The organism is Rhodococcus ruber, assembly GCF_016804345.1.
Classification (GTDB): Bacteria; Actinomycetota; Actinomycetes; order Mycobacteriales; family Mycobacteriaceae; genus Rhodococcus; species Rhodococcus ruber.
Window position 1 is genome coordinate 3,050,655 of sequence record NZ_CP044211.1, and the last position, 24,133, is coordinate 3,074,787.

Below are 24,133 nucleotides of genomic sequence, written 5' to 3' on the forward strand. Positions count from 1 at the left end.
CCCGCACCGATCAGGGAGCGTCCGCACCCCTACGCGAACTCGAGCGCCCCCTCCACCGCCACCGGTACCCGCCGCGTGCCCGGCGACCCCAGGGCGGCGGCCAGATCGGAGCCGTCGTGCTCGGCGAGCAACCCGCCCTCCGACCACACCAGCAGCGTCGCCCCGACCGTGTGCTCGGCCACCGAATGCGCCAGATCGTAGTGCGCGCACGCCGGCACCCCGGCATAGGTGATCCACAGGTCGTAGCCGGTCATGAACAGATCCAGATCGAACTGCACACTCAACCCCAGCAACTCCGCCCGCCCGTTGTCGTCCACCCCGGCGAACGCCTCGTCCAACGCCAGCAACCGCGGCGCCTGCGGATCCGCCGAATCCAGCATCACGTGCGCCGCCGCGAACAACGGCAGATGCAGCGACACCGACTGCTCACCCCCCGACAACGCCGAATGCCGCGCCACCGTCAACCGATCCTCCGTGCCGTCCGCGCCGATCAACCCGAACGAGAACACCCGCCACCGCCGGTAGTCCAACGTCGTCGCCAGGATCTCCGGATACGACCGCTCCGGATGCGCCGCCCGTTCCGCCCGGATCCGCGCCGCGAAATGCGCCCGCACCCGCGCCAGCTCCTCCGGCCCCAGCGCCGACACCTCCCGATCCAGCAGCCGGCACACCGCCCGCGCCTCATCATCGAGATGATCGGCCAGCACCCACCGCACCCCCACCGTCGTCCCCGACGACATGCGCCGCTGCCGCATCTCCGCCCCCATCCGGGCGATCAGCTCCCGCGCGTCCTCAGTGCGCTCGTGGATCTGCTGCGCCAAGCCCGCCAACAGCGCATCCTCGAGGATGCGCCGCTCCGCGTCGGTCAACAGCAGCTCCTGCTCCCGCCGCGCCGCCCCGATCCGCACCGCGAACTCCGCCACCGACGAGAACCCCTGCTCGTCCTGCACCCGCACCACCGTCAACCCCTCCGGCGCATCCCACTGCAGCCGATAGTCCTGACCGGCCGCCGCGAGCTGACCGTCGAACTCCTGCAACGCCGCCGTCAACGCCGACCGAGCCGCCTTGCGGGCTCCGTCCCCGCCCTTGACCGTCGCCGTCGCCGCCGACAACGCCGCGTACAGCGCCCCCACCGCCGCGGGCACCGCAGGCACATCCCCGTCCGCCCGGGCGAGCCGAGCCTGCTCCGGCGCCGGCCACTCCACCGCCGCCGGCCACCGCAGCTCCTCCGAGATCCCCAAGAGCGCCAGCACATCCGGCCGCGCATACGGCGCCAGCTGCGCCGCATCAACCCGCGTCTCGGTCAACGCCGACCGCAGCGCCTGCTCCGCCGCGGCATGCGCAGCCTCCGCCTTCCCGAGCTGCTCGACCGCGTCGTCGTGCGCGCGGCGCGCGGCGCGTTGCTCCGCCCGCGCCGCCTCGATCCGTTCGCGGGCCTGCGCGAGTTGCACGTCGATCTGCTGCGCGTCGGCGCCCAACGCCTCACGCAGTGTCGCCAGCCGCTGCTGCTGCTGCCGCAGCGACTCCTCGGCCGTGACCGCCCGTTCGGCGGACGCACCGGCCGCCGCCCGGGTGTCCTCGCGCCGCACCTGCGCCTCCCGTGCCCGCTCGGCCGCCGCGACCTGCTCGCGCCGGGTGCGCAACACCGTCTGGCCCTGCGACTCGAAGAACCGGATCGCCGCCGCCAGCTGCTCGAGCTCGCGGGTCGTGCGGCGCCCGGTGCCGGGCCGCCACCGACCGCACCTGCCGCTCCTTCACGGAGCATTCGGCGATCACCTGATCGAGGTCCCGGTCGGCCGCGGCCGCCGCCTCCCCGGCGGTGCGCAGCGCCCCCGCGCACTCGCTGACCTTCCGCAACGCCGCGAGCACCGCGCCGGTGCGCGGCACCGCCGACGCGGCCCGATCCAGCCACGCCAGCCGTTCGCCGACCGCCACCCGCGCCGACTCCGCGTCCGCCATCCGCGCCCGCCCCGCGGCGATCTCCGCGTCGAGCTCGGACGATCGTAGGTGCCGGCGACGGGCCCGCGCGGTCGACCCGATGTACTCGGCCTGCGCCTTGGTGTGCCGACCCAGCTGCACCCCCTGGCGGTAGCCGCCGCGCTCGTCGACGCCCGGGCCGGTCTCGTCCGTCACCGCATCCGGCACCGCGACGGACGCCAGCACCTCCCGCACCCGCTCGGCCGGCACCCCGGTGTCCGGTTCCACGACCAGCACGTCGGCCAGCGTCCGGCCCGCGGGCCGCTGCGCCGGCGGCGCCGGCACCAGCACCGCGGCCCCCGCGGGCGCGTCCTCCGCTGCGCCGCACACCCAGCCCGTCAACAAGTTCGCCGCCTCCAGCGCAGCCTCGAGCCCCGCGGCCGCCTCGGCGCTGACCGCGTCCGCGAACCGCACCAGCCGCCACAGCGGCGCTCCCGACGTGCCGGTCGGTGCGGTCGACGCAGGGAACGCCGGGGGAGCGTCGTCGCGCTCGGCCTCGATCATGTCCCGCTCGGCCTGCAGCAGCGCGATCCGCTCCTGCTCGTCTGTGATTTCCGCGTCCAGGCCGCGGCGGCGGAACCGCAACTCCTCGACCATCGGCGCCGTGCGCTCGGCCAGCACCGCCGCCGGCGTCGCCGCCTCGTCGCCACCGGCCGCCGCGATCGCCGCCACCAGCGCCTCGAACAGCTCCTCCGGTCCGTCGACTGCCGACCACGCATCCCGATGACCGGTCCACCACTCCCGCAACAGGTTCGACGCCTCCGCGCGGGCCGCATCCACCGCCGCGTCCGCCGCGTCCACCGCCATCCGGGCGGACTCGAGCTGCGCGCGGGCGCGCTCGGCCGCCGCTTCCGCCCGCACCCGCGCCGCCGACGCCCCTTCGGCGGCCGCCACCGCGGTCCGCACCGCTCGCACATCCGCGGCCCGTTCCTCCGCGCACGCGGCGACCCTCGCTGCGATCTGTTCACCGCGGGTGTCCTCGGCCGGCACCGTCCACTCGATGCCCGCATCGCGCGCCGACGCGGCGAGCGCGTCCTCGGCGCGGTGCGCGGCGGCCGCCGCGTCCACGGCCGCCTCCGCTGCCCGTCGCGCCTCCTCCTCGCGTTGTGCCAGCTCCACCTGCGCGCGCTGCGCCTGCTCTGCCTGCCCGGCCGTGGTGCGCTCGAGATCCGCCACCACCTGCGCCAGATCGTCGAGCTGCTGCTTGCCCTCGTACGCGCTCGACCGCTGCAGCGCCTCGAGTGCCGCGCGGGTCTGCTCGAGGTCCCGCTCGGCGACCTCGAGCCGCTCGAGGGTCAGCGCCCGCTCCGCACCGGCCCGATCGAACGCCGCCACCGACGCCGTCCACTCCGAGGTGCCGGCGTCGACCGCCGCCAGCCGGGCCCCGAGCCGGTCGACGTCGGCGCGAGCCTGCTGACCCAGGTAGGTCGTATACACCCCGACGAACCGCTGCGCCGCGTCGTCTGCCGCCGCCAACGATTCCAGCGTGCGGGACACCTCCTCCATGTCGGCGAACGACCGCGCCGCCTCGAGCACCAGCTGCTCGTCGAGCGGCCGCAACCCGTCGGTCAGCGCCTGCGACAGCCCCTTCGGATCCAGATTCTTGGCCAGCTGCGGCCGGCGCAGCGTCAGGATCAGGTTGATCAGCTGCTCGTAACGCTCGATCCCGAGCCCAAACAACCGCGCGTCGATCGCCGCCCGGTAGTCCACCGGCCGGTCCGTGACCGCATCGGCACCGACCTCCTCGATCAGCTGCCGCCGCGTCAGCGGACGATCGGCCGCATCCAGCAGCGAGAAGTCCACACCGACCCGGCCGTCGACGACGAAATACCACCGCGTGACCTTGTCGTGGCCGCGCGCCGCGCGCATCCCGACCCCCACCGTCACCGCCTCCGGATCGTCCCGGCGCCCGCGGCAGAACTCCATCCACACATACGAATACGCACTGTCCTGCCCCTGATACAGCAGGTTGGACCGCATCGTGCGCTCCTCGCCGGCGAACGGGTTCAACCGCCGCGGCTCGATGCGACCGTCGAACACGAACGGGAACAGCACCTCGAGCGCCTTGGTCTTGCCCGACCCGTTGGGCCCCCGCAGCACCAGCCGACCGTCCGCGAACGAGAACTCCTGATCCCGGTAGTCCCACAGGTTGATGATCCCGGCCCGGGTGGGCCGGAAACGGGCACTGCTCACGACATCTCCGCTTCGTTCGAATCCTCGCCGGCCAGCGCGAGACGCGGATCGCGTTCGCGCACCGTCACCACCACCCCCCGGAACCGGGCCAGCGCCGGCAACGCCAGCACCCCGCCGGGCACCCGGGCCACCAGCCGCTGCCGCTCCAACACCGTCACCGCCGCCTCCAGCAGACCGGCCGGATCGGCCTGCCACTGCGCGGCGAAGGTACGGCCGAACTCGTCGGCCAGCCGCGCCACCGTCTCCGCCAGCCAACTGTCCTCGACCAGCGGATGCGCCGGCGCCGGCCGCGGCCCCGGGGGCGCATCCGCCGCAGCCGCGTCACCCGCCAGCGGCGCGAACACCCCGGCCGCCGGGATCGCGGCGTCCAATCCCGCCTCGAGCTCGGCCTCGGCGTCCACCGGCCGCGGCAACCGCACCGGTTCGCACCCCGGCTCCGACACCCGCGCGCAGATCTCCCCGGCCAGCAACAACGCCACCTGCGGAACCGTCCCCACCCCCGGAAACCGCAGATCCGACATCCGCCCCGACGAGTCCACCAGCGCGACGCCCTCCGCGCGGCGCTCGGCCACCAGCCCCGTCAACAGCTCGATCCCCGCGGTCGTGCGCGGCAGCGCCAGCTGCAGCCGCGCCTCGTCGTCGAGTTCCTCGGCATACACCACCGGCCGCTGCACCAGCGCCCGGCGCACCCGCCGCGCCACCTCCGCGGTGCCCACGCTCCGGTCCCCGTCGCGGCGGTCACCGGCGGCGAGCAGGCCCCGCACCGAGTGCAGGTGCTGCAGCGCCCGCGGCGGCCGGAACAACGCGGCCACCACGGGCCGGTCGATGTCGTAGAGGGCCTCACCTCGCTCCGGGTCCGACACCCAGCCCCCGGCGTCGCCGTCCGCCAGTGCGATCGCCCCCCGCGCCGCCAGCCACGCCACCGCGTCGACGAACGCGTCCCGGTCCGTCGCCCGCTCGGGAGCCAGTTCGACCCCGGGCACCTGTCCCGCCTCGGACGCGACCTGCTCGGCCAGCTCCGACAGGGTGATCTGCCCGCCCGCGCGGCCCAGCGCCGCCAGCGCCAGTGCCAGATATGCGTACCGGCGACGGTCGAAGGGCCGGTCGGTCACCGAGCGCGCCCCGCCCCCGGGATCGAGCCGGTCGGCGACGGTGAACAACCGCGCGGTCGTCTCGGTCACCTCGAGCCGGTACCCGAACAACTCGAGCAGGTCCTCCCGCAGCTCCGTCGCCCACCGGCGCAGCAGGGGCAGCGCGGCCCGGTCGGGGTATCGGGTGGTCACCAGGTGGTGCGAGAGGATCAGCCGTGCCGCCCGCTGGTAGGAATCCCGGTCGAGCGGCGAGATCCGCCGGGCGCTCACTGCACGCTCACCCGCAGCCCGTCCAGATGCAGCCGGCCCCGCGCCGTCCGGACCACCGTGCCCTCCGGGGCCGGGCTCAGCGTCAGCCGCACCCCGTTCTGGGTGCCCGTCGCACCCGGCACGGTGCCGCTGACCGGAACCCGCGCCGACAGCGCCGCGTCGAGCAGACCCAACAGCACCTCGGTCTCCGGCTCGGACAACTCCCGCTCGTCCACGCCGCCCGCCGCGAGGGAGCGTGCCGCCTCGGCCCGCGCCCGCTGCGTCGCCAGCTGCCGCTCCCGCAACCGCCGGATCCCGGATTCGTTGCGCTGCACCCGCGCCGGCGCTCCCGCCGACGGGGTGCGCCCGGTCTCGGCCAGCGTCCGGGCGATCGGCACGGGTGGCGCGTCCCACCACGACGTCGTCACCGGGACCGTCTCCGGGTCGGGATGCACGACGGAGAAGTGCCGCGGGCGGCCCAGGTCGAACACCGCGTCGAACAGCGCGTGCGCCGACTGCTCGTCCGGCGCGGCCGCGAACCAGGCGGCCAGGTGCCGCAGCTGCGATTCGCGGCTGACCCCGCCCCGGCGGGTCTCCGTCAATCGCCGCAGCAGCGCCAGCACCGCCGCGATCGCGCTCATCGTGCCGTCCCGGAGCCGCTCCGACTCGCTGGGCACGTCGGCGGCGCCGACGAACCACCGCTCGAGCCCACGCCACCGGGCCCGCCAGTCCGCGTGCCGCTCGGCCACGGACAACAGCATCCGCTCGTCGTGCGCGGCGGCGAACCCGAGCATGCGGTCGATCCCGGTCTCCTGCACCCGCGCCAGCGCCGCCGCGAGTTTAGGACCGTAGCGGGCCAGGTCGGTGCTGAACTCCCGCATGTGGGCCAGCACCGCATCCTTGTGCGCCAGGAACGACTCGGGTGTGACCTCGGTGGTGCGCACCAGGTCGCCGAGCATCAGGTAGAACCCGGCGGCCCGCTCGGCCATGTCCGACAACGTCGTGTCCAGCCGCGACAGTTTGCGGTAGACGAGCTCGCCGTCCCCGGCGTCGTTCGCCGCCGCCAGCTCGGTCAGGTCGGCCAGTAGATCCGCCAGGGCGAGACGCGACAGCGACGCGTCCTCGCCGCGCGCGCTCAGCACCTCTTCGACCGCCCGGAAGGCGTGGTAGCCGGCCCGGCCGAACTGATACACGTAGTGCCGGTTGCGGTACTCGGCCAGCGACGCCACCCGGGTGCCGTCGTAGCTGCGTTCGAGCACCCCCCAGGCGTGCAGCTGCTCGAGGAGGGGCGCCACGTCCTGAGCGGACAGTGCCGCCGCCGGATCCGTCGAGCCGGTCCGCTCGAGGATCGCCGCGACCTCGGCGGCGTGCAGCAGCACGACGTAGTTGGCCCGAGCGATGTCGAAAGCCCGCAGCACCCAGAGGTACTCGGCCCGCTTCTCGGCCGTGGCGAACGAGAACAACCGGAGCCGATCGTGCTGCACCCCGGGCCCCGGGTCGGTGTGCCCGGCGGGCGGCTGCGTTTCGTTCACCGTGACAGGGTAGGCGGGGGCGGCCCACGTGCCACGCAACCCCCGGTGCCGTGCGTGCCACACCCGGGGCGGGAGGCGCCGCCGTGCCTCGCGTGGGCGTCCGGTCGTCGCCGGGGTCGGGAACGTCGCCGCTCGGTCAGCTCTCGGCCGGCGTCGTCTCCGTCGGGTCCGCCTCGCGGCGGGTCTCGGCCGCCGCGGCGTGTGCCGCGGCGAGCTCGCCCCGGAGCCGGTCCCGCTCGCCGCGCAGGTCGACGATCTCGGCCCGCAGTTCGTCGCCTCGATCGCGGGCCGCGGTCTCGGCGGCCCGCGCGGCGGCCGCCGCGACGCGAGCCTCCTCGAGGGCGCCGCGCAGTTCCTCGACGCGGGCGCGTTCCGCCGTGAGATCGGTGTCGAGCCGGGCCACGGCCGCGGCGGCCGTGGCCGCCTCCTTCTCCGCCGCGGCGCGGGTGTGCGCCAGTTCGTCACGCAGGGTCGCGAGCTCCGATTCGAGCCGGGCGAGCTGCTGTTGCTGGGTGGTGACGGTCGACCGGTACTCGGCGATCTCCGCGGCGTGCGCGGCCGCGGTGGCGTCGATGCGTTCCTGCCAGGTGCGCAGTGTGTCCGCGTGCTCCTCGGCCGCTCGTGTCGACTCGTCGCGATGCGCGGTCTCGAGGTCCCGGATCCGGGTGTCGTGCGCGGCGCGGGCGTCCGCCAGCTCGCGGTCGACGGCCTCGACGGCGGCCTCCGCGTTGTCGCGGTCCTCGGTTGCCTGGGCGAGTTGCTCGCGCAGGCGGGCGATCCTGGCATCCGCGTCCGCCTTCACCTTCGCCAGCTCCGTGGTGGCCCGGGTCATCTGCGCCTCGAGTGCGTCCGGGTCGGTGAGCTTGTCGACGGCCGCGGTGATCTGCGCGGCGACGGCGTTGTACTGCGCGAGCGACGTCGCGTTCAGGGTGCGGAGCGCGGCGACGGCGGACGCCAGGTTGGTGGCTGCTTCGGCCGGGCCCGGGGGAGTGGTCAGCTCGGCCAGGGAGGCCGCCTCCCTCTTCTGCCGTTCGCGTTCTCGGTAGGCCCGGACCCGGTCTGCGGCGGACGCGTACTTGCGCGGCCGTCCCGGCTTCGGGCGCGCGTCGGGCATGCGTTGGTCGGGCATGCGCTGGTCGGGCAGGGAGTCGCCGGTGCTCGCTTCGCTCACGGATTCCTCATCTCGGTCGGTGGTTGCCGCCATATCTATCAGGGGGAGGGAGAGGCCAGGAGGCGTTAGTGGAATCGGCTGCCTACGGAATTCCTTGATTAGCCGAATCACTGCCCAGCTCTTTCTCGACCGAGCTCACCAGCCGAGCACACGAGGAGGGGGCCTTCCGGCGGGCTGAATACGGGCCCCGGCGCGTCCTATGGGCCGCAGTGTACGTGTCTCAAAACGAAATGAATTACGAAACGAAATGAATGAGAAAAAATAATAGCAGTTAGATAACTGGTGCTATGCGGACGAAACTCGAAACGTTACGAAGACCCATCCAGTCGACCTCCGAAAGGGCGCATAGATTCGCATATATGCATGGATCGGGCATGATCGTCATAACCCCCTCTTATAGTGAGTCAGAACGCCGTGGGTGGGCGAAAAGCGGGGAGGGGTTCCGTGCCGGGGCTCAGCGGTGAACCATCGGCCCTTCCGTGCCCACACGGGAGCGGGAGATCTCTACGGATCGGACTGGCGCGGAACAGGTTTCGTGGCCGGACGGGCGCGAAGATGCGCTCGTTCACCCTGCTTGCCGAACAGGCTGAGGAACTCGACCGGTTCGGCACCGGCGGCGCCGAACCAGTGCGGCACGCGAGTGTCGAACTCGGCCGCCTCCCCGGGGGAGAGAACCAGGTCGTGCTCACCGAGGACGAGCCGTAGCCGTCCGTCGAGGACGTAGAGCCACTCGTACCCCTCGTGGGTCTGGGGATCCGGTTCCCCGCGGCTGCTGTCGGCGGGGAGCACCAGCTTGTACGCCTGGATCCCGCCGGCCCGCCGGGTGAGCGGCACCATGGTCATGCCGTGCCGGGTGACGGGACGCAGGTGAATGCGCGGGTCGCCCGTCGGCGGGGCGCCGACCAGTTCGTCGAGCGTCACCCCGTGCGCTCTGGCCAGGGGCAGCAGCAGCTCGAGCGTCGGTCGGCGGGTCCCGGACTCGAGTCGGGACAGGGTGCTCACCGAGATGCCCGTCGCCGCCGAGAGATCGGTCAACGTCGTCTCGCGGGTACGCCGCAGCGCGCGGAGCCGGGGTCCGACCGTCGCGAGCGCCTGGTCGAGATCGTCCATGCGGGAATTTTGCCATATCGGCAAGTTATGTTGCCAGTCATTGCGGTCGGCACGCACAGTCGTCGTGGAGGTGGTCGAGATGAGCGACGTGCTCGGGTACGGATACGACGTGATAGTGATCGGCGGGGGAGCCGCCGGGTTGAACGCGGCACTGATGCTCGCCCGCGCGCGACGATCGGTGGTCGTCGTCGACGCGGGTGCGCCGCGCAATGCACCGGCGACGGGTGTGCACGGGCTGCTGGGCCGCGAGGGGATCCCGCCGGCCGAACTGCTCGAGCGCGGCCGGGGCGAGGTCCGCGGATACGGCGGTGACGTGGTGCGCGCCGGCGTGGATGCTGTCACCCGCAGAGACGGCGGGTTCGAGGTGGCGCTGTCCGACGGCCGGGTGACCCGTGGTCGTCAGGTGCTGGTGGCCACCGGAGCGGTCGACGACCTGCCCGACGTACCCGGCCTGCGGGCACGGTGGGGACGAGACGTGCTGCACTGCCCGTACTGCCACGGCTGGGAGGTCCGCGACCAGGCGATCGGCGTGCTCGCGAGCGGCCCCATGTCCGTGCACCAGGCCCTGCTGTTCCGGCAGTGGAGCGCCGACGTCACCTTCTTCACCCACACGGCGCCGGGGCCCGCCGCAGAGGAGGCGGAGCAACTGGCCGCGCGTGGCGTCCGGGTGATCGACGGTGAAGTCGTGGCAGTGGAGACCGTCGACGACCGACTTGCGGGGGTACGGCTGCGTGGGGACCGGACGATCGCCCGGGAGGCGCTGGTGGTCGCGCCGCGGATGGTGGTGCGCACCGATTTTCTCGCGCCCCTCGGGGTGCGGCCGGCGCAGCATCCGGCCGGGGTGGGAGAGCACATTCCGGCGGACGTGACCGGCCGCACCGACGTCCCCGGCGTCTGGGTTGCCGGTAACGTCACCGATCCCGTCGCCCAGGTGGGTGCCGCCGCGACGGCAGGCGCGGCCGTCGCCGCCCGGATCAACGCGGACCTGATCGCCGAGGAGACACGGCAGGCAGTCGAGGCCCGTCACGGTCGAGTCCCGGGCCGGTCGCACACGCCCGCGCGCTGACCGGCGGGAACAGCTTCTGCCCGGGGCGCCGCACGGGTGCGTGCGTCGCACCCCCGAGCCGGGCACGACGCGCCGGCCGGTGTCGTCGACGCGAGGGGCGCGATCGACGCGTATCGTCCGTGCGCGAAGGGTCGGGCAGAGGAGTGGTGTCACCGTGACGAATCAGTTGCCGGGCAATGATTCCCCCGAGTCGCCACTGCCTGCGCCGGCGCTTCCCCCCGGTGTGGAGGAGGCGATGCGCCGGCTCCGCGCCAAGGCCGCATCGGAGAACACCCGCGCCGCCGTGACCAGCGACTGGAACAAGTTCGCCCGATGGTGCGACACCGTCGGTCACGTCCCCCTTCCGGCCGCGCCCGAACTCGTGGGCTGGTACCTGACCGAGAAGTCGGGCGAACTGCGACCCGACGGGCGGTGGGCGTACGCCCCGTCGACCCTCGCGCGATGGGTCGCGACGATCAACAAGATGCACGCCTTGGCGGGACTGCCGAAGCCGGGACACCACGAGGCCGTGCGAGACGTGGTGCGGGGCATCCGGCGGACCCGTGCGGCGCCACCGGCGCGCCGCACACCCCTGCTCACCGACGACATCCGGGCGATCGTCGGAGCGATGCGCACCGCCGCCACCGAGTGGCCGGATCGGGTAGCCGAGCGCCGCGACTCCGCCCTGCTACTGCTGGGGCTCGCCGGTGCGATGCGCCGGTCGGAACTGTCGGCACTGGCCATGTCCGATGTCGTCGCCCATCGGTCCGACGGGTTGTACGTGACGATTCGTCGCTCGAAGGCGGATCGGGACGCGCGCGGGCGCACCGTCACGCTCCCGTACGGCCGGGATCCGCAGACCTGCCCGGTGTGCGCCTACCGGCGCTGGCGCGAGGTGCTCGACGCATGGGACGCGGACGGTGGGGCGGCGGTGCGGGAGTTGGTGAGCGACGAGTGTGCCGCCGGCGACGAGCACTGCTGCCGCGGTGTCGCGCCGGGGACGGGGAGTGTGGAACGGCCGCTGTTCCGCACGATCCACCGCACCGGTGCCGTCGGCAGCGGCGCCCTGAGCGGGCAGTCGGTGCACTCGATGATCCAGCGCCGGGCGCGGCAGGCGGGGTTCGCGCCCGAGGTGGTTGCCACCTTGGGCGGGCACAGCCTGCGCGCGGGGTTCGTCACCCAGGCCGTCCGCAACGGAGCCACGACCCAGACGATCATGACGCAGACGGGGCACGCCGACGAGCGGATGGTGGCGCTCTACAGCCGCCAGCACGCCGGACTCGCCGGCAATGCCGTCACCGCGCTCGGCCTCTGACCACGGTCAGGTGCGCCCCACGGGCCGGCGCCACGCGCTCGGGTCGGCGGTGAGCGCCGCGAGCAGGTGTTCGGCGGCGTTCGGATTGCGGAACGGTCCGGCCAGCAGGTCCGCATAGACCTGGGACGGTGCCGCGAAGCGCAGTCCGTCGCGTCGCTCCATCCGCTCGAACACCACCGGCGACCACGGCGTGGCCACCACGACGTCGGCGCCGCGGTCGACCGGGCGCAGACCCAGGGCCTGGGCGAACGTGTCCGGGTCGTCGGCGTACACCTCGAGGACCTCGGCGCCTGCGTAGTCGGTGGCCCCGAGACCGGTGATCGCATAGCTCAGGTCGAGCGGTTCGGAGAGATCCGCCCGTACCGTGCCGATGCCGTCGGGCGCGGCGAATCCCCTTGTGACGCAAGGCTTACGGTCCGCAGCCCACGCGCGCAGCATCTTCTCCCAATGCACCATCGTGATCGGGCCGCGCGGAATGCGGCGGATCAGTTCTCGTTCCCCGAGGACCTCGACGACGCGGTAGGTGGCGCCGGTGGAGGCACCGGAGAGCCGGATCAGTTCCGGTACGGACATCTCCCCGGTGAAGTCGGCGAGCGCCCGGACCACGCGTTCGGACGGTTCGCCGGTGAGCACGCCCGACGGCCGGCCGGGCCCGCGCCACGGGTCGGCGTCGGCGCCGCGGTTGCGCACCCACATCGCCGGCCGGGACGCGACGAGCGTGAGATTCCCGGTCGCGTCGGAGTACGAGATGCCGTGCTGATCGAGCTGGCGGCGGACCGGATCGGAGAGATAGTGAGCGCACACGAATCCGCGGTCGGACTCGGACAGTTCCGCGGCGATGCGCGCGACGTCTCCGCTGAGGACGCCGCGGGACGCGATGACCGCGTACGACACCGATTCGCCGTCGGGCGCGGTCACGAGGATCCGGTCGGGGGCCGCGGGGGAGCGGGGGCGGTCGGAGGTGACCGTCCAGCCCAGGGGCAGGCACGCCTCGACCACGGCGATGGCGCGGCGGTAGATGTCGATGGGCCGCTCCGGGCGGGGGCCCGTCGCGCTGTCGGCTGGTTCTGCGAGCGGTGCGGACGCGGTCATGTCCCCACCATAGGTAATCGGTACGACACGGAAGCCCAACAATTTGCGAACACTCGTCCTCGGCCCGTAGTGCAGGGGAGCGGAGCGACAGGCGACGAGGCGCAGAGTCTCGGAACAGCAGAATCCGGAGGCCGATGTTCCGTCCGGTCGGTCCCGAGCCGGCGAAGCCACGTGAGGACGTCGAGGGTGGTGCGAAGTGGAGGCCGACTCGGCGGTCGCCCGGAACGACGGGAAGTATTCCGAACAATACGGAACAGATAAAATTACCGAACCCTTCCTCACTCCCACGACAACTCGCCAACAAACAAAGCAAAGACCCCCGGGCGGCACCTGCGGACTACAGTCCGGGAGTGCCTGCGCCGCGTCCGAATCGCCCGTCTCGCCGGTCTGTGCTGATGTCGCTGGTGGCGGCGGCGATCGCTGTGTATGCCGGCGTACTCCTCCTGTTCGGGGTGAGTTCGCACGAACGGCGGGAGTGGCGGCCCGTGGAGGTGGCTGCCGACTCGGTGCTCGTGGTGGTGACGATGAAGTCGCTGCAGCCGACGGTCGACCGGGTGCATGCGGAGGTCACCATCTATCCCGGGGAGTCGTTCCTCGATGCGAACGGGGCCACGCTCGCCGTGCCGCTGAGTGTGCTGCTCGTGCCGGCTGTCGCGCAGTCGGAGTTGTTCTTCCCGGCTCACACCGTGCCTGTCGCCTACCCGGTGGAACTGCTGGCGCGGGGGCAGGCGATCCGCTGGCCGTTCGACGTCTTCGACGTCACGCCGGTCGTCGTGGAGGTCGACGTGGGGGAGGGAGCGGAGCGGGAGCCGGTGCCGTCGGCGGTGCTGATCGACGGCCGCATCGACGGGTGGTCGATCGACCGTAGAGCGGTCGTGGCGGCCCCGGAGCTCGGTTTCCCCGAGGGGGTGGACGGCACCGAGGTGGTGTTCGTGCGCACCGGGGGCACTCTGGTGTATGCGGCGATCCTGCTGCTGATGATGGTCGTCCTCGCGGTGCTCGCCGCGTTCGTCGCGGTGCAGACGTTCCGGCGGCGCCGGGCAGTCGAAACCGACATGCTCGCCTGGATGGCGGCCATGCTGTTCGCCGTGGTTCCGCTGCGAGGCATCCTGCCGGGTTCGCCGCCGATCGGGTCGTGGGTCGACGTGGCGGTGACCATCTGGGTGGTCACCGCCCTCGTCGCCGCGCTGACGCTGTACGTGTACTGCTGGTGGCGTGACAGCCACCCGTCGCTCACCCGACGGTGACGACGATCCGGCCGTCGTGCACCCGCGCGGGGTAGATGTGGACGGGGTCGATGCCGGGTGCGGTGCACCGTCCGGTGTCGAACCTGAACGCGTACTGGTGCAGGGGGCACACGACGAGGTCGGGGTCGATCTGGCCGTCGGCGAGCGGTCCGCCCCGGTGTGGGCACACCGCGTCCAGCGCCCGGACGGTGCCGTCGCCGAGCAGGAACACGGCGATCTGCCGTCCGCCCGCCGTGTAGGTGCGGCCTTCGCCCGGGGTCAGGTCGCTCAGCGCGCCCACCTCGTACTCCCGCGCGGTGGTCCGGCTTTCGGTGGTGGTCATCGGACCGGCACCTGCGGCAGCGGGAGCAGCGGCAGCGCGGGACGGAACTGTGCCGGCGACTTCGGGGCTGTCCGTTCGAGCCAGGGGTCCCGGTATGCCGCGACGGCGGCGCCGATGCGGTCGTCGAGTCCGGTCACGATGTCCTCCTCGTCTCGGACCAGCAGCGCCTGGAGCCGGTCGATGCCGACGCGGGGCACGAAGTCGTAGGTTCGCTCGAGCCATGCGGCGTTCTCGCGGTAGTACTGGATGAACCGGCCGGCCAGGGCCAGGACGTCGTCGCCGGACACGGGGCCGGCGAGCAGGTCACCCTTGCGGATGTGGGCGCCGGCGGCGCCGCCGACGTAGATCTCCCAGCGTCCGTCGCCGACCGCGACGACGCCGAAGTCCTTGCACAGCGCTTCCGAGCAGTTGCGGGGGCATCCGGCCACGGCGAGTTTCAGCTTGGCGGGTGTCTCGAGTCCCTGGAAGCGTTCCTCGAGGGCGATGCCGAGCGCGGTCGAGTCGCCGAGGCCGAAGCGGCAGAAATCGCTGCCGACACAGGTCTTGACGGTGCGGAAGCTCTTTCCGTAGGCGTATCCGGAGGGCATGTCCAGGTCGGCCCACACCTTCGGCAGGTCCTCCTTGCGGATGCCGAGCAGGTCGATGCGCTGGCCGCCGGTGACCTTGACCATGGGCACGTCGTACTTGTCGGCGACGTCGGCGATGCGCCGCAGCTGGTCCGGGGTGGTGACCCCGCCCTTCATCTGCGGCACCACGGAGAAGGTGCCGTCGCGCTGGATGTTGGCGTGGACGCGGTCGTTGATGAACAGCGCACCCCGTTCGTCGACCCAGTCCGGGCCCCACACGGTGCGCAGCAGCGACGCGAGCGGCATCTTGGCGGTGGCCTCCTCGCGGCCGCCGGGGGCGAGTTCGGCGAAGACCTGGGAGACCGCACGCAGGTCGCGGCGACGGATCTCGGCGATCAGGTCCGGCTTGGCGAGCGGGATGCACGGCACGTACCAGTTCGCGGCGGGGTCCGCGGCGAGGGCGCCGCCGGCGGCGCAGGCGACGATGTCGGCGACCAGGCTCTTGCACGAGCCGCAGCCCTTCCCGGCGCGGGTGCGGGCGCACACCTGCGCGAGGGTGCCGGCGCCGTCGTGGACGCAGGAGACGATGTCACCCTTGCTGACGCCGTTGCAGTTGCACACCTGGGTTTCGTCCGGCAGGTCGGCGGCGACGTCGGCGCCCTGCGGGTCGCCGAGGTCGAACAGCAGCGCCGCGCGGTCCGCGGGGATCTCGATCCTGCCGTCGAAGGCCTGGGTCAGGGTGGTGGCTCTGCTCACGTCGCCGAGCAGCATGGCGCCGACGAGCCGGTCGTCGCGCACGACGATGCTCTTGTAGATGCCGCTGCGCGGATCGTAGAACTGGACGAACTCGTCGTCTTCGTGTTCGGGTCCCTTGATGCCCATCGCGACGACGTCGATGCCGGCGACCTTGAGGGCGGTGCCGGTGCGCGAGCCCTCGTACGCGGCGTGGGGATTCGTGCCGGTGAGGTGCTCGGCGAGGACGACGGCCTGTTCCCAGACGGGTGCGACGAGGCCGTACACCTCGCCGCGGTGCTGGGCGCATTCGCCGACGGCGTAGATGCTCGATTCTTCCTCGCAGCGCATCTGGTCGTCGACGACGATGCCGCGTTCGACGACGAGGCCGCCGGCGCGGGCGAATTCGGTGTTGGGACGGATGCCGGCGGTGACCACGACCATGTCGGTGTCGACGACGGTGCCGTCGGCGAAGTGCACGGCGGTCACGGCGCCGCGGTCGTCGCGCAGGACGGCGGTGGTGCGGGTGCCGGTGTGCACGGTGATGCCGAGTCGTTCGATTTCGGTGCGCAGTACCCGGCCGCCGCGTTCGTCGAGCTGCTGGTTCATCAGGTGGGTGGGCGAGTGCACCACGGTGACGGTCAGGCCCTGGGTGCGCAGCCCGTAGGCGGCTTCGAGGCCGAGCAGGCCGCCGCCGACGACCACGGCGCGGACGTCGTCGTGGGCGTCGGCCATCTGCAGCATGCCGTTGGTGTCGGCGAGGGTGCGGAAGCCGAAGACCCCGCGGCCGAGCCGTCCGTCCGGTTCACGCAGCCCGTCCATGTTGGGGAAGAAGGTGTTCGATCCGGTCGCGACGACGAGCAGGTCGTAGGGGACCTGCCGGCCGGACTCGCACGTGACGGTCTTGCCGAAGCGGTCGAGACGGGTGGCGCGGTCACCGGCATACAAGGTCACGCCGTTCGCGCGGTACCAGCTCATCGGGTTGAGGACGAGGTCGTCGTCGACGTCGGCCTCCCCGGCCAGCACGTGGGAGAGCATGATCCGGTTGTAGTTGCCGTACGGCTCGTCGCCGATCATGGTGATGTCGAACTGGTCCCGGCCGCCGCGCGCGAGGATCTCCTCGACGGTGCGGGCGCCGGCCATGCCGTTGCCGACGACGAGCAGGCGCCGGCGCGGGCCGTGGTGGTGCGACGCGGTTGGAGTCATGCGTCCAGGGTTGCCGGGGGCGGTGACGGCTCGGCGGCACCGGGGTTACGCGGCGGTCAGGAAGTGCTCACCGCCGCCGGGGTGAGGATGTCAGCGGGAGGGGGAGTCGCGGCGCGGCATCGCGAGCGGGGCGACGACGGCGAGCACGAGGGCGGGCACGACGAAGCTCGCGACCGGGGCGGCGGCGTAGAGGGGGGTCAGTGCCAGCGGGGCGACGGCGCCGCCGGAGAACCGGAACGCCTGCACCACCGAGACGGCGCCGCCGCGGTTGCGGCCCGAGGAGCCGAGGACGGCGGCGTTGACCCCGACGAGCACACACTGGGAGGCGATGCCGGCGACGAACCACGCGGCCGCGACCAGCCACAGCAGTCCGGCGGTGCCGACGACGACGACGAGACCGGCGCCGGCGAGGGCGCCGAGCAGCACGGTGCGACGGGCGCCGATGCGGTCGATGAGGGTGCCGACCCGGCGGGCGGTGAGGATGCCGGCGACGCCGAAGCCGGTCAGGAGCAGGCCCCGTTGCGTGGGGGTCAGACCGAAGACGTCCTCGGCGCGGAAGGCGAGCAGGAAGTTCAACCCGCCGAGTGCTCCCCAACCGAGCAGGGCGACGACCCCGATGCGCACCACGTCGGGGCGCAGCGCGTCGCGCAGCCGTGGCGGGGCCTCGCCGGTGGGCGCGGTCAGCTGCTCGGGCAGGCCGATCACGGCGAGGACGGCGGCCGCCACGGCGATCACGACGAACGCCCACCGCCAGTCGACCTCGGCGGCCAGCCCCCCGACGAGCGGGGCCGAGGTCTGTCCGGCGGCCTGCATCGCCCCGAACAGGCCCAGGGCGCGGCCGAGGCGGGCCCGCGGGACGAGCGCGGCGAGCGCCGCGAGCAGCAGCGGGGTGGTGAAGGCGTTGGCGACGCCCTGCAGGGCCCGGGATGCGAGCAGCAGCCCGAGGGTGGGGGCGAGCGCGGACGCCAGCGACGCGACGGCGTAGACGATGTACGCGGTGCGGACGGTGCGGACCCGTCCCCACCGTGCCCCGAGGGTGCCGGAGACGAGCATGGTCAGCGCGAACGGTCCGAGGTAGGCGGTGAGGGTGCTCGCGGCCGCGCCGGCGCTCACGCCGGTGGAGGCGCCGATCTCCGGCAGCATCGACGCCACGACACCGCCGCCGAAGGGTCCGAGGAATCCTCCGGCGTAGAGGGCGGCACGCGGCAGCGAGGCGCGTGCCGCCCTCACTGGGTGAAGCCGCCCGGGCCTCGTCGCCGCAGGTAGCGTTCGAACTCGGCGGCGAGGGCGTCGCCGTCGATCTTGGCGATGACCTCGGAGATGTCCGATTCGGCGTCGCCGCGTTCCTCGAGGGCGCGGACGTATTCGGCGATCTCCTCGTCGTCCTCGGTCATCGCGGTGACGGTCTGTTCCCATTCCTCGGCGAGGACCGGCAGTTCGCCGAGCGGGACCTCGAGGTCGAGGACGTCTTCGACGCGGCGCAGCAGCGCGACGGTGGCCTTGGGGTTCGGGGGTTGCGAGACGTAGTGGGGGACGGCGGCCCAGAACGACACGGCGGGCACGCCGGCGCGGACGCACGCATCCTGCAGGACCCCGGCGATGCCGGTGGGCCCTTCGTACCGCGAGCCTTCCAGGTTGAAGCGTTTGGCGGCGTCGGTGCTGTAGGCGGTGCCGGTCACGGGGACGGGCCGGGTGTGGGGGGTGTCGGCGAGCAGGGCACCGAGGATGACGACGGTGTGCACGCCGATCTCGTCGGCGAGTTCGATGATGGCGTCGCAGAAGCTGCGCCAGCGCATGTTGGGTTCGATGCCGCGCAGCAGCACGACGTCGCGTGTGCTGCCGGGCGGCGAGCACACCGACAGGCGGGTGGCGGGCCATTCGATCTCGCGGGTGACGCCGTCGACGAGACGCACCATGGGGCGGTTGACCTGGTAGTCGTAGTAGTCCTCGGAGTCCAGTTCGGCGAACGGTTCGGCGTCCCAGATGAGCTCGAGGTGTTCGACGGCGCCGCTGGCCGCGTCACCGGCGTCGTTCCACCCTTCGAATGCGGCGACCAGCACCGGGTCACGCAGGGTCGGCACGTCCGGTTCCGGGGTCTCGGCGAACTCGCTTGCACTCACCTGTCCAGCCTACGGCGAGAGCCGGACGGGCCGCCCACTAGTCTGGAACGCATGTCCACCCCATTGCACTCTGCCTTGCTCGATGCGCTCTCGCAGCGCGTTGTCGTGGGAGACGGGGCGATGGGCACGATGTTGCAGGCCGCGGATCTGAGTCTGGACGACTTCCGCGGCCTCGAGGGGTGCAACGAGATTCTCAACGACTCCCGGCCCGACGTCATCCGGGGAATCCACCGGGCGTACTTCGAGGCGGGAGCGGATGCCGTTTCCACCAACACCTTCGGTTGCAACCTGCCCAACCTCGCCGACTACGACATCGCCGATCGCATCCGGGACCTGTCCGAACGCGGCGCCCGCCTGGCCCGGGAGGTGGCCGACGAGATGGGTCCCGGCCCGGACGGCATGGGACGGTTCGTGCTGGGCTCGATGGGTCCGGGCACGAAGCTGCCCACCCTCGGTCATGCCCCGTTCGCCGTGTTGCGTGACGCCTACACCGAGTCCGCGCTGGGCATGCTCGACGGCGGCGCCGACGCCATCCTCGTCGAGACCTGCCAGGACCTGCTGCAGGCGAAGGCCGCGATCGTCGGTAGCCGCCGCGCGATGGAGCGGTCCGGTCGGCGCATTCCGATCGTCACCCACGTGACGGTGGAGACGACCGGCACGATGCTGCTCGGCAGCGAGATCGGGGCGGCCCTGACGGCGCTCGAGCCGCTGGGCATCGACCTGATCGGGCTGAACTGTGCCACCGGCCCGGAGGAGATGAGCGAGCACCTGCGGCATCTGTCCAAGCATGCCCGGCTGCCGGTGTCGGTGATGCCGAACGCGGGCCTGCCGGTGCTCGGGGCCAACGGCGCCGAGTACCCGTTGACCCCGGAGGAACTGGCGCAGGCGCTCAGCGGGTTCGTCGCCGAGTTCGGGCTGGCGCTGGTCGGCGGCTGCTGCGGCACCACCCCCGAGCACATCCGGCAGGTCGCCGAGGCGGTGCGCGAGACCGAGCGCGCCGAACGCGCTCCCCGGCCGGAGCCGGGCGTGTCGTCGTTGTACTCGGCGGTGCCGTTCGAGCAGGACTCGTCGATCCTGATGATCGGCGAGCGCACCAATTCGAACGGGTCGAGGGCGTTCCGGGAGGCGATGCTCGCCGGGGATCATCAGAAGTGCCTGGACATCGCGAAGGATCAGATCCGCGACGGCGCGCACCTGCTGGATCTGAACGTGGACTACGTGGGCCGCGACGGCGCCGCCGACATGGCGGATCTGGCGAGCCGGCTGGCGACGGCGTCGACGTTGCCGATCATGATCGATTCGACGGAGCCGGACGTGATCCGGGCCGGTCTCGAGCATCTCGGGGGCCGGTGCGCGGTGAACTCGGTGAACTACGAGGACGGCGACGGCCCGGGTTCGCGGTTCGAACGGATCATGCAGCACGTGGTCGAGCACGGTGCCGCGGTGGTCGCGTTGACGATCGACGAGGAGGGTCAGGCGCGTACCGCCGAGCACAAGGTGCGCATCGCCGAGCGGCTGATCGCGGATCTGACCGGCAACTGGGGCCTCGGCGAGGAGGACATCGTCGTCGACGCCCTGACGTTCCCGATCTCCACCGGGCAGGAGGAGGTCCGCCGGGACGCCATCGAGACGATCGAGGCGATCCGCGAGATCAAGCGCCGGCATCCGCGGGTGCACTTCACCCTGGGCATCTCGAACGTGTCGTTCGGACTGAACCCGGCGGCGCGGCAGGTGCTGAACTCGGTGTTCCTGCACGAGTGTGTGCAGGCGGGGCTGGACACGGCGATCGTGCACGCGTCGAAGATCCTGCCGATGGCGCGGATCCCGGACGAGCAGCGCGAGACGGCGCTGGACCTGGTGTACGACCGGCGGCGCGAGGGATACGACCCGCTGCAGAAGCTGATGGCGCTGTTCGAAGGGGTGTCGGCGGCGTCGTCGCGCGAGTCCCGCGCGCAGGAGCTCGCTGCGCTGCCGCTGTTCGAGCGGCTCGAGCGGCGGATCGTCGACGGCGAGCGCAACGGGCTCGAGGCGGATCTGGACGAGGCGATGCAGACGACGCCGCCGCTGGCGATCATCAACGACACGCTGCTGTCGGGGATGAAGACGGTCGGGGAGCTGTTCGGCTCGGGGCAGATGCAGCTGCCGTTCGTGCTGCAGTCCGCCGAGGTGATGAAGGCGGCGGTGGCGTACCTCGAGCCGCACATGGAGTCCACCGGCGACGAGGGCAAGGGCCGGATCGTGCTGGCCACCGTCAAGGGCGACGTGCACGACATCGGCAAGAACCTCGTCGACATCATCTTGAGCAACAACGGCTACGAGGTGGTCAACCTCGGCATCAAACAGCCGATCGCGACGATCCTGGACGCGGCCGTGGACAAGAACGCCGACGTGATCGGCATGTCCGGGCTGTTGGTGAAGTCGACCGTGGTGATGAAGGAGAACCTCGAGGAGCTCAATCACCGCGGGGTGGCGCAGCGGTTCCCGGTGCTGCTCGGCGGTGCCGCGCTGACCCGCTCGTACGTCGAGAACGACCTGGCCGAGATCTACGACGGTGAGGTGTCCTACGCGCGCGATGCGTTCGAGGGGCTGCATCTGATGGACCGGGTCATGGCCGTCAAGCGCGGCGAGGGCCCGGCGCCGGACAGCCCGGAGGCGGTCGCGGCGAAGGAGAAGGCCGCCGAGCGCAAGGCGCGGCACGAGCGGTCCAAGCGGATCGCGGAGAAGCGCAAGGCCGCCGAGACGCCGGTGGAGGTGCCGGAACGCTCCGATGTGGCCGCCGACCTCGAGGTGCCCACCCCGCCGTTCTGGGGCACCCGGGTGGTCAAGGGGGTGGCGCTGGCCGACTACGCGGGCCTGATCGACGAGCGGGCGCTGTTCCTGGGACAGTGGGGGCTGCGCGGGCAGCGCACCGGGGACGGGCCGACGTACGAGGAGCTGGTGGAGAGCGAGGGCCGGCCGCGGCTGCGGTACTGGCTCGACCGGTTGTCCACCGAGGGGATCCTGGCGCACGCCGCCGTGGTGTACGGGTACTTCCCGGCGGTGTCGGAAGGCGACGACGTGGTGGTGCTGGCCGAGCCGCATCCGGACGCCGCCGAGCGGTACCGGTTCACCTATCCGCGGCAGCAGCGCGGCCGGTTCCTGTGCATCGCCGACTTCGTGCGGTCGCGGGCGGACGCGCGGGCGAAGGGGCAGGTGGACGTGCTGCCGTTCCAGCTGGTGACGATGGGGCAGCCGATCGCGGACTTCGCGAACGAGTTGTTCGCGGCGAACTCCTACCGGGACTACCTGGAGGTGCACGGCATCGGCGTGCAGCTGACCGAAGCGCTGGCCGAGTACTGGCACCGGCGGGTCCGGGAGGAGCTGGTGCTCGCCGGCGGTCACAACCTGGCCGAGGAGGATCCGGCGGACGTGGCCGAGTTCTTCAAGCTGGGCTACCGCGGGGCGCGGTTCGCGTTCGGGTACGGGGCGTGCCCGAACCTCGAGGACCGCATCAAGCTGGTCGAGTTGCTCGAGCCGGACCGGATCGGGGTGGAGCTGTCGGAGGAGCTGCAGCTGCATCCGGAACAGTCCACCGACGCGTTCGTCCTGCATCACCCGGAGGCGAAGTACTTCAATGTCTAGCGCGGTGGCCACGTCGACGCTGCGAGCGGTCCTGTGGGACATGGACGGCACGCTGCTCGAGTCGGAAACGTTGTGGGACATCGGGATGCGGGAGTTGTCGCTGCGCCTGGGCGCGCCCATGACGGACGAGACACGGCGGGCGACGATCGGGGCGTCGAGCGCGTTCGCGTTGCGGACGGTGTTCGAGTCGCTCGATCTCGTCCCGGACCCCGACGCCCTGGCCGCGGCGAAGGCGTGGCTGTACGGGCGCATGGGGGAGTTGTTCGCGCAGGGGCTGCCGTGGCGGCCCGGGGCGCGCCGGACGCTGGGGGCGGTGCGCGCCGCCGGGCTCGGGTCCGCGCTGGTGACCAACACCGACCGGGCGTTGTGCGAGTTCGCCCTGGACACGTTGGGGCGCGAGCACTTCGACCATTCGGTGTGCGGCGACGAGGTGCCGGCCGGCAAGCCGGACCCGGCGCCGTACCTGCGGGCGGCACAGCTGCTCGGTCTCGATCCGGTGCACTGTCTGGCGGTGGAGGACTCGCCCACCGGGGCGGCGGCCGCGGAGGCCGCGGGCTGCACGGTGCTGGTGGTGCCGTCGTTGACGGAGGTGCCCGGCTCGCCGCGACGGGTGTTCCGGGAGAGTCTGGACGGGCTGACCGCCGCGGACCTGCACGCGCTGCACCTGCCCGGAGCGTACTGAGGTGGCGATCCCGAAGATCGTGTTGTTCTACCGGTTCACCCCGCTGGCCGATCCGGAGGCGATCCGGTTGTGGCAGCACACCCTGGCGGCGTCGAACGGGCTCACCGGCCGCATCCTCATCTCCGAGCACGGCATCAACGCCACCGTCGGCGGCGACATCGCCGCCGTGAAGCGGTACGTGCGCGGCACCCGCGCGTACGCGCCGTTCGCCGACGCCGACATCAAATGGTCGGACGGGACCGGGCGGGACTTTCCGCGCCTGTCGGTGCGGGTGCGGCCGGAGATCGTGACGTTCGGGGCGCCGCACGAGGTGAAGGTCGACGAGCACGGGGTGGTCGGCGGTGGTGTGCCGCTGTCGCCGCACGGGCTGCACGAGTTGATCGGCGAGCGCGGCGACGAGGTGGTGTTCTTCGACGGACGCAACGCGTTCGAGGCGCAGATCGGCCGGTTCCGTGGGGCGGTGGTGCCGGACGTGGCGACCACGCGCGAGTTCGTGTCGGTGCTCGACAGCGGCCGCTACGACCATCTCAAGTCGCGGCCGGTGGTGACCTACTGCACGGGCGGGGTGCGCTGCGAGGTGCTGTCCGCGTTGATGCGCAACCGCGGGTTCGAGCAGGTGTATCAGCTCGACGGCGGCATCGTCCGCTACGGCGAGACGTTCGGCGACGACGGGCTGTGGGAGGGTTCGCTGTACGTCTTCGACGGCCGGATGAACGTCGAGTTCTCGGACGCGGCGGCGGTGCTGGGGCGGTGCGCGGTGTGCGGGGCCCCGACCTCGCGCTACCGCAACCACCCGGACATCAACGGCCGGGAGCTGAGCCTGGTGTGCGAGGCGTGCGTGCCGGACCCGGCCGGGCCTTGA

Annotated in this window: 15 protein-coding genes and 1 pseudogene; 6 read left to right on the top strand and 10 right to left on the bottom strand. The window is 72.2% G+C overall.

Annotated features, from left to right (window positions below; genetic code table 11):
* Nucleotides 1–29 precede the first annotated feature (29 nt).
* The 5 genes and pseudogenes from F1734_RS14180 to F1734_RS14200 all read right to left on the bottom strand — a co-directional run bounded on the left by F1734_RS14180 (nucleotide 30) and on the right by F1734_RS14200 (nucleotide 9,323).
* Nucleotides 30–4,170: pseudogene (locus tag F1734_RS14180) on the bottom strand (TIGR02680 family protein).
* Nucleotides 4,167–5,531 (bottom strand): DUF2398 family protein, encoded by a 1,365-nt coding sequence (locus tag F1734_RS14185; protein WP_119699790.1) that lies wholly within the window; start codon nucleotides 5,529–5,531, stop codon nucleotides 4,167–4,169. Before F1734_RS14185 ends, F1734_RS14180 begins: the two are co-directional and overlap by 4 nt.
* Nucleotides 5,528–6,994: a TIGR02677 family protein gene (locus F1734_RS14190; RefSeq protein WP_119700306.1), complete on the bottom strand. Its 1,467-nt coding sequence runs from the start codon at nucleotides 6,992–6,994 to the stop codon at nucleotides 5,528–5,530. The genes F1734_RS14185 and F1734_RS14190 overlap by 4 nt, the downstream gene beginning before the upstream one ends.
* 184 nt (nucleotides 6,995–7,178) lie before the next feature.
* Nucleotides 7,179–8,213 carry a coiled-coil domain-containing protein gene (locus F1734_RS14195; protein ID WP_048774379.1) on the bottom strand — a complete coding sequence of 345 codons (1,035 nt, stop codon included), beginning with the start codon at nucleotides 8,211–8,213 and terminating at the stop codon, nucleotides 7,179–7,181.
* Between the two features lie 504 nt (nucleotides 8,214–8,717).
* Nucleotides 8,718–9,323, bottom strand: a complete 606-nt coding sequence (locus F1734_RS14200) for a helix-turn-helix domain-containing protein (RefSeq protein WP_048774377.1) — start codon at nucleotides 9,321–9,323, stop codon at nucleotides 8,718–8,720.
* Nucleotides 9,324–9,402: 79 nt separating this feature from the next.
* Here F1734_RS14200 and F1734_RS14205 point away from each other — a divergent pair, with 79 nt between their 5' ends.
* Nucleotides 9,403–10,389 (top strand): NAD(P)/FAD-dependent oxidoreductase, encoded by a 987-nt coding sequence (locus tag F1734_RS14205; RefSeq protein ID WP_238423949.1) that lies wholly within the window; start codon nucleotides 9,403–9,405, stop codon nucleotides 10,387–10,389.
* A gap of 235 nt (nucleotides 10,390–10,624) precedes the next feature.
* Nucleotides 10,625–11,683 (top strand): site-specific integrase, encoded by a 1,059-nt coding sequence (locus F1734_RS14210; RefSeq protein ID WP_010596474.1) that lies wholly within the window; start codon nucleotides 10,625–10,627, stop codon nucleotides 11,681–11,683.
* 6 nt (nucleotides 11,684–11,689) lie between these two features.
* Here F1734_RS14210 and F1734_RS14215 read toward each other — a convergent pair whose 3' ends face one another.
* Nucleotides 11,690–12,775: a hypothetical protein gene (locus F1734_RS14215; RefSeq protein WP_010596473.1), complete on the bottom strand. Its 1,086-nt coding sequence runs from the start codon at nucleotides 12,773–12,775 to the stop codon at nucleotides 11,690–11,692.
* A 395-nt stretch (nucleotides 12,776–13,170) separates the two neighbouring features.
* On the opposite strand from F1734_RS14215, the gene F1734_RS14220 reads away from it, so the two are divergent.
* Nucleotides 13,171–14,022 (top strand): DUF4436 family protein, encoded by an 852-nt coding sequence (locus F1734_RS14220; protein ID WP_172603596.1) that lies wholly within the window; start codon nucleotides 13,171–13,173, stop codon nucleotides 14,020–14,022.
* Here the strand turns inward: F1734_RS14220 and F1734_RS14225 are convergent.
* The 4 genes from F1734_RS14225 to F1734_RS14240 form a co-directional block, all read right to left on the bottom strand.
* Nucleotides 14,009–14,344 (bottom strand): Rieske (2Fe-2S) protein, encoded by a 336-nt coding sequence (locus tag F1734_RS14225; protein WP_010596471.1) that lies wholly within the window; start codon nucleotides 14,342–14,344, stop codon nucleotides 14,009–14,011. The genes F1734_RS14220 and F1734_RS14225 overlap by 14 nt on opposite strands.
* The gene (gene nirB, locus F1734_RS14230) at nucleotides 14,341–16,848 is read right to left on the bottom strand and encodes a nitrite reductase large subunit NirB (RefSeq protein WP_017681800.1); all 2,508 of its coding nucleotides are present in this window, start codon (nucleotides 16,846–16,848) and stop codon (nucleotides 14,341–14,343) included. The genes F1734_RS14225 and nirB overlap by 4 nt, the downstream gene beginning before the upstream one ends.
* Nucleotides 16,849–16,938: 90 nt before the next feature.
* Nucleotides 16,939–18,078: an MFS transporter gene (locus F1734_RS14235; protein ID WP_010596469.1), complete on the bottom strand. Its 1,140-nt coding sequence runs from the start codon at nucleotides 18,076–18,078 to the stop codon at nucleotides 16,939–16,941.
* Complete coding sequence (locus tag F1734_RS14240; RefSeq protein ID WP_010596468.1) at nucleotides 18,075–18,968, bottom strand: PAC2 family protein; 894 nt, start codon at nucleotides 18,966–18,968, stop codon at nucleotides 18,075–18,077. The genes F1734_RS14235 and F1734_RS14240 overlap by 4 nt, the downstream gene beginning before the upstream one ends.
* 51 nt (nucleotides 18,969–19,019) lie before the next feature.
* On the opposite strand from F1734_RS14240, the gene metH reads away from it, so the two are divergent.
* From metH to trhO, 3 genes are read left to right on the top strand one after another with little or no spacing between them, the layout of a single operon-like run.
* Nucleotides 19,020–22,589, top strand: coding sequence for a methionine synthase (gene metH / locus F1734_RS14245; RefSeq protein ID WP_203010710.1), 3,570 nt, complete (start codon nucleotides 19,020–19,022; stop codon nucleotides 22,587–22,589).
* Entirely contained in the window at nucleotides 22,582–23,271 is a 690-nt protein-coding gene (locus tag F1734_RS14250; RefSeq protein ID WP_203010711.1) for an HAD family hydrolase, read from the top strand. Before metH ends, F1734_RS14250 begins: the two co-directional genes overlap by 8 nt.
* A gap of 1 nt (nucleotide 23,272) precedes the next feature.
* Complete coding sequence (gene trhO, locus F1734_RS14255) at nucleotides 23,273–24,133, top strand: oxygen-dependent tRNA uridine(34) hydroxylase TrhO (RefSeq protein WP_010596464.1); 861 nt, start codon at nucleotides 23,273–23,275, stop codon at nucleotides 24,131–24,133.

Coding starts and splice junctions, on each gene's coding strand:
- F1734_RS14200 (WP_048774377.1), bottom strand. CDS start 9,323: ATGGACGATCTCGACCAGGCGCTCGCGACGGTCGGACCCCGGCTCCGC.
- F1734_RS14225 (WP_010596471.1), bottom strand. CDS start 14,344: ATGACCACCACCGAAAGCCGGACCACCGCGCGGGAGTACGAGGTGGGC.
- F1734_RS14220 (WP_172603596.1), top strand. CDS start 13,171: ATGTCGCTGGTGGCGGCGGCGATCGCTGTGTATGCCGGCGTACTCCTC.
- F1734_RS14210 (WP_010596474.1), top strand. CDS start 10,625: ATGCGCCGGCTCCGCGCCAAGGCCGCATCGGAGAACACCCGCGCCGCC.
- F1734_RS14250 (WP_203010711.1), top strand. CDS start 22,582: ATGTCTAGCGCGGTGGCCACGTCGACGCTGCGAGCGGTCCTGTGGGAC.
- F1734_RS14215 (WP_010596473.1), bottom strand. CDS start 12,775: ATGACCGCGTCCGCACCGCTCGCAGAACCAGCCGACAGCGCGACGGGC.
- F1734_RS14205 (WP_238423949.1), top strand. CDS start 9,403: ATGAGCGACGTGCTCGGGTACGGATACGACGTGATAGTGATCGGCGGG.
- nirB (WP_017681800.1), bottom strand. CDS start 16,848: ATGACTCCAACCGCGTCGCACCACCACGGCCCGCGCCGGCGCCTGCTC.
- metH (WP_203010710.1), top strand. CDS start 19,020: ATGTCCACCCCATTGCACTCTGCCTTGCTCGATGCGCTCTCGCAGCGC.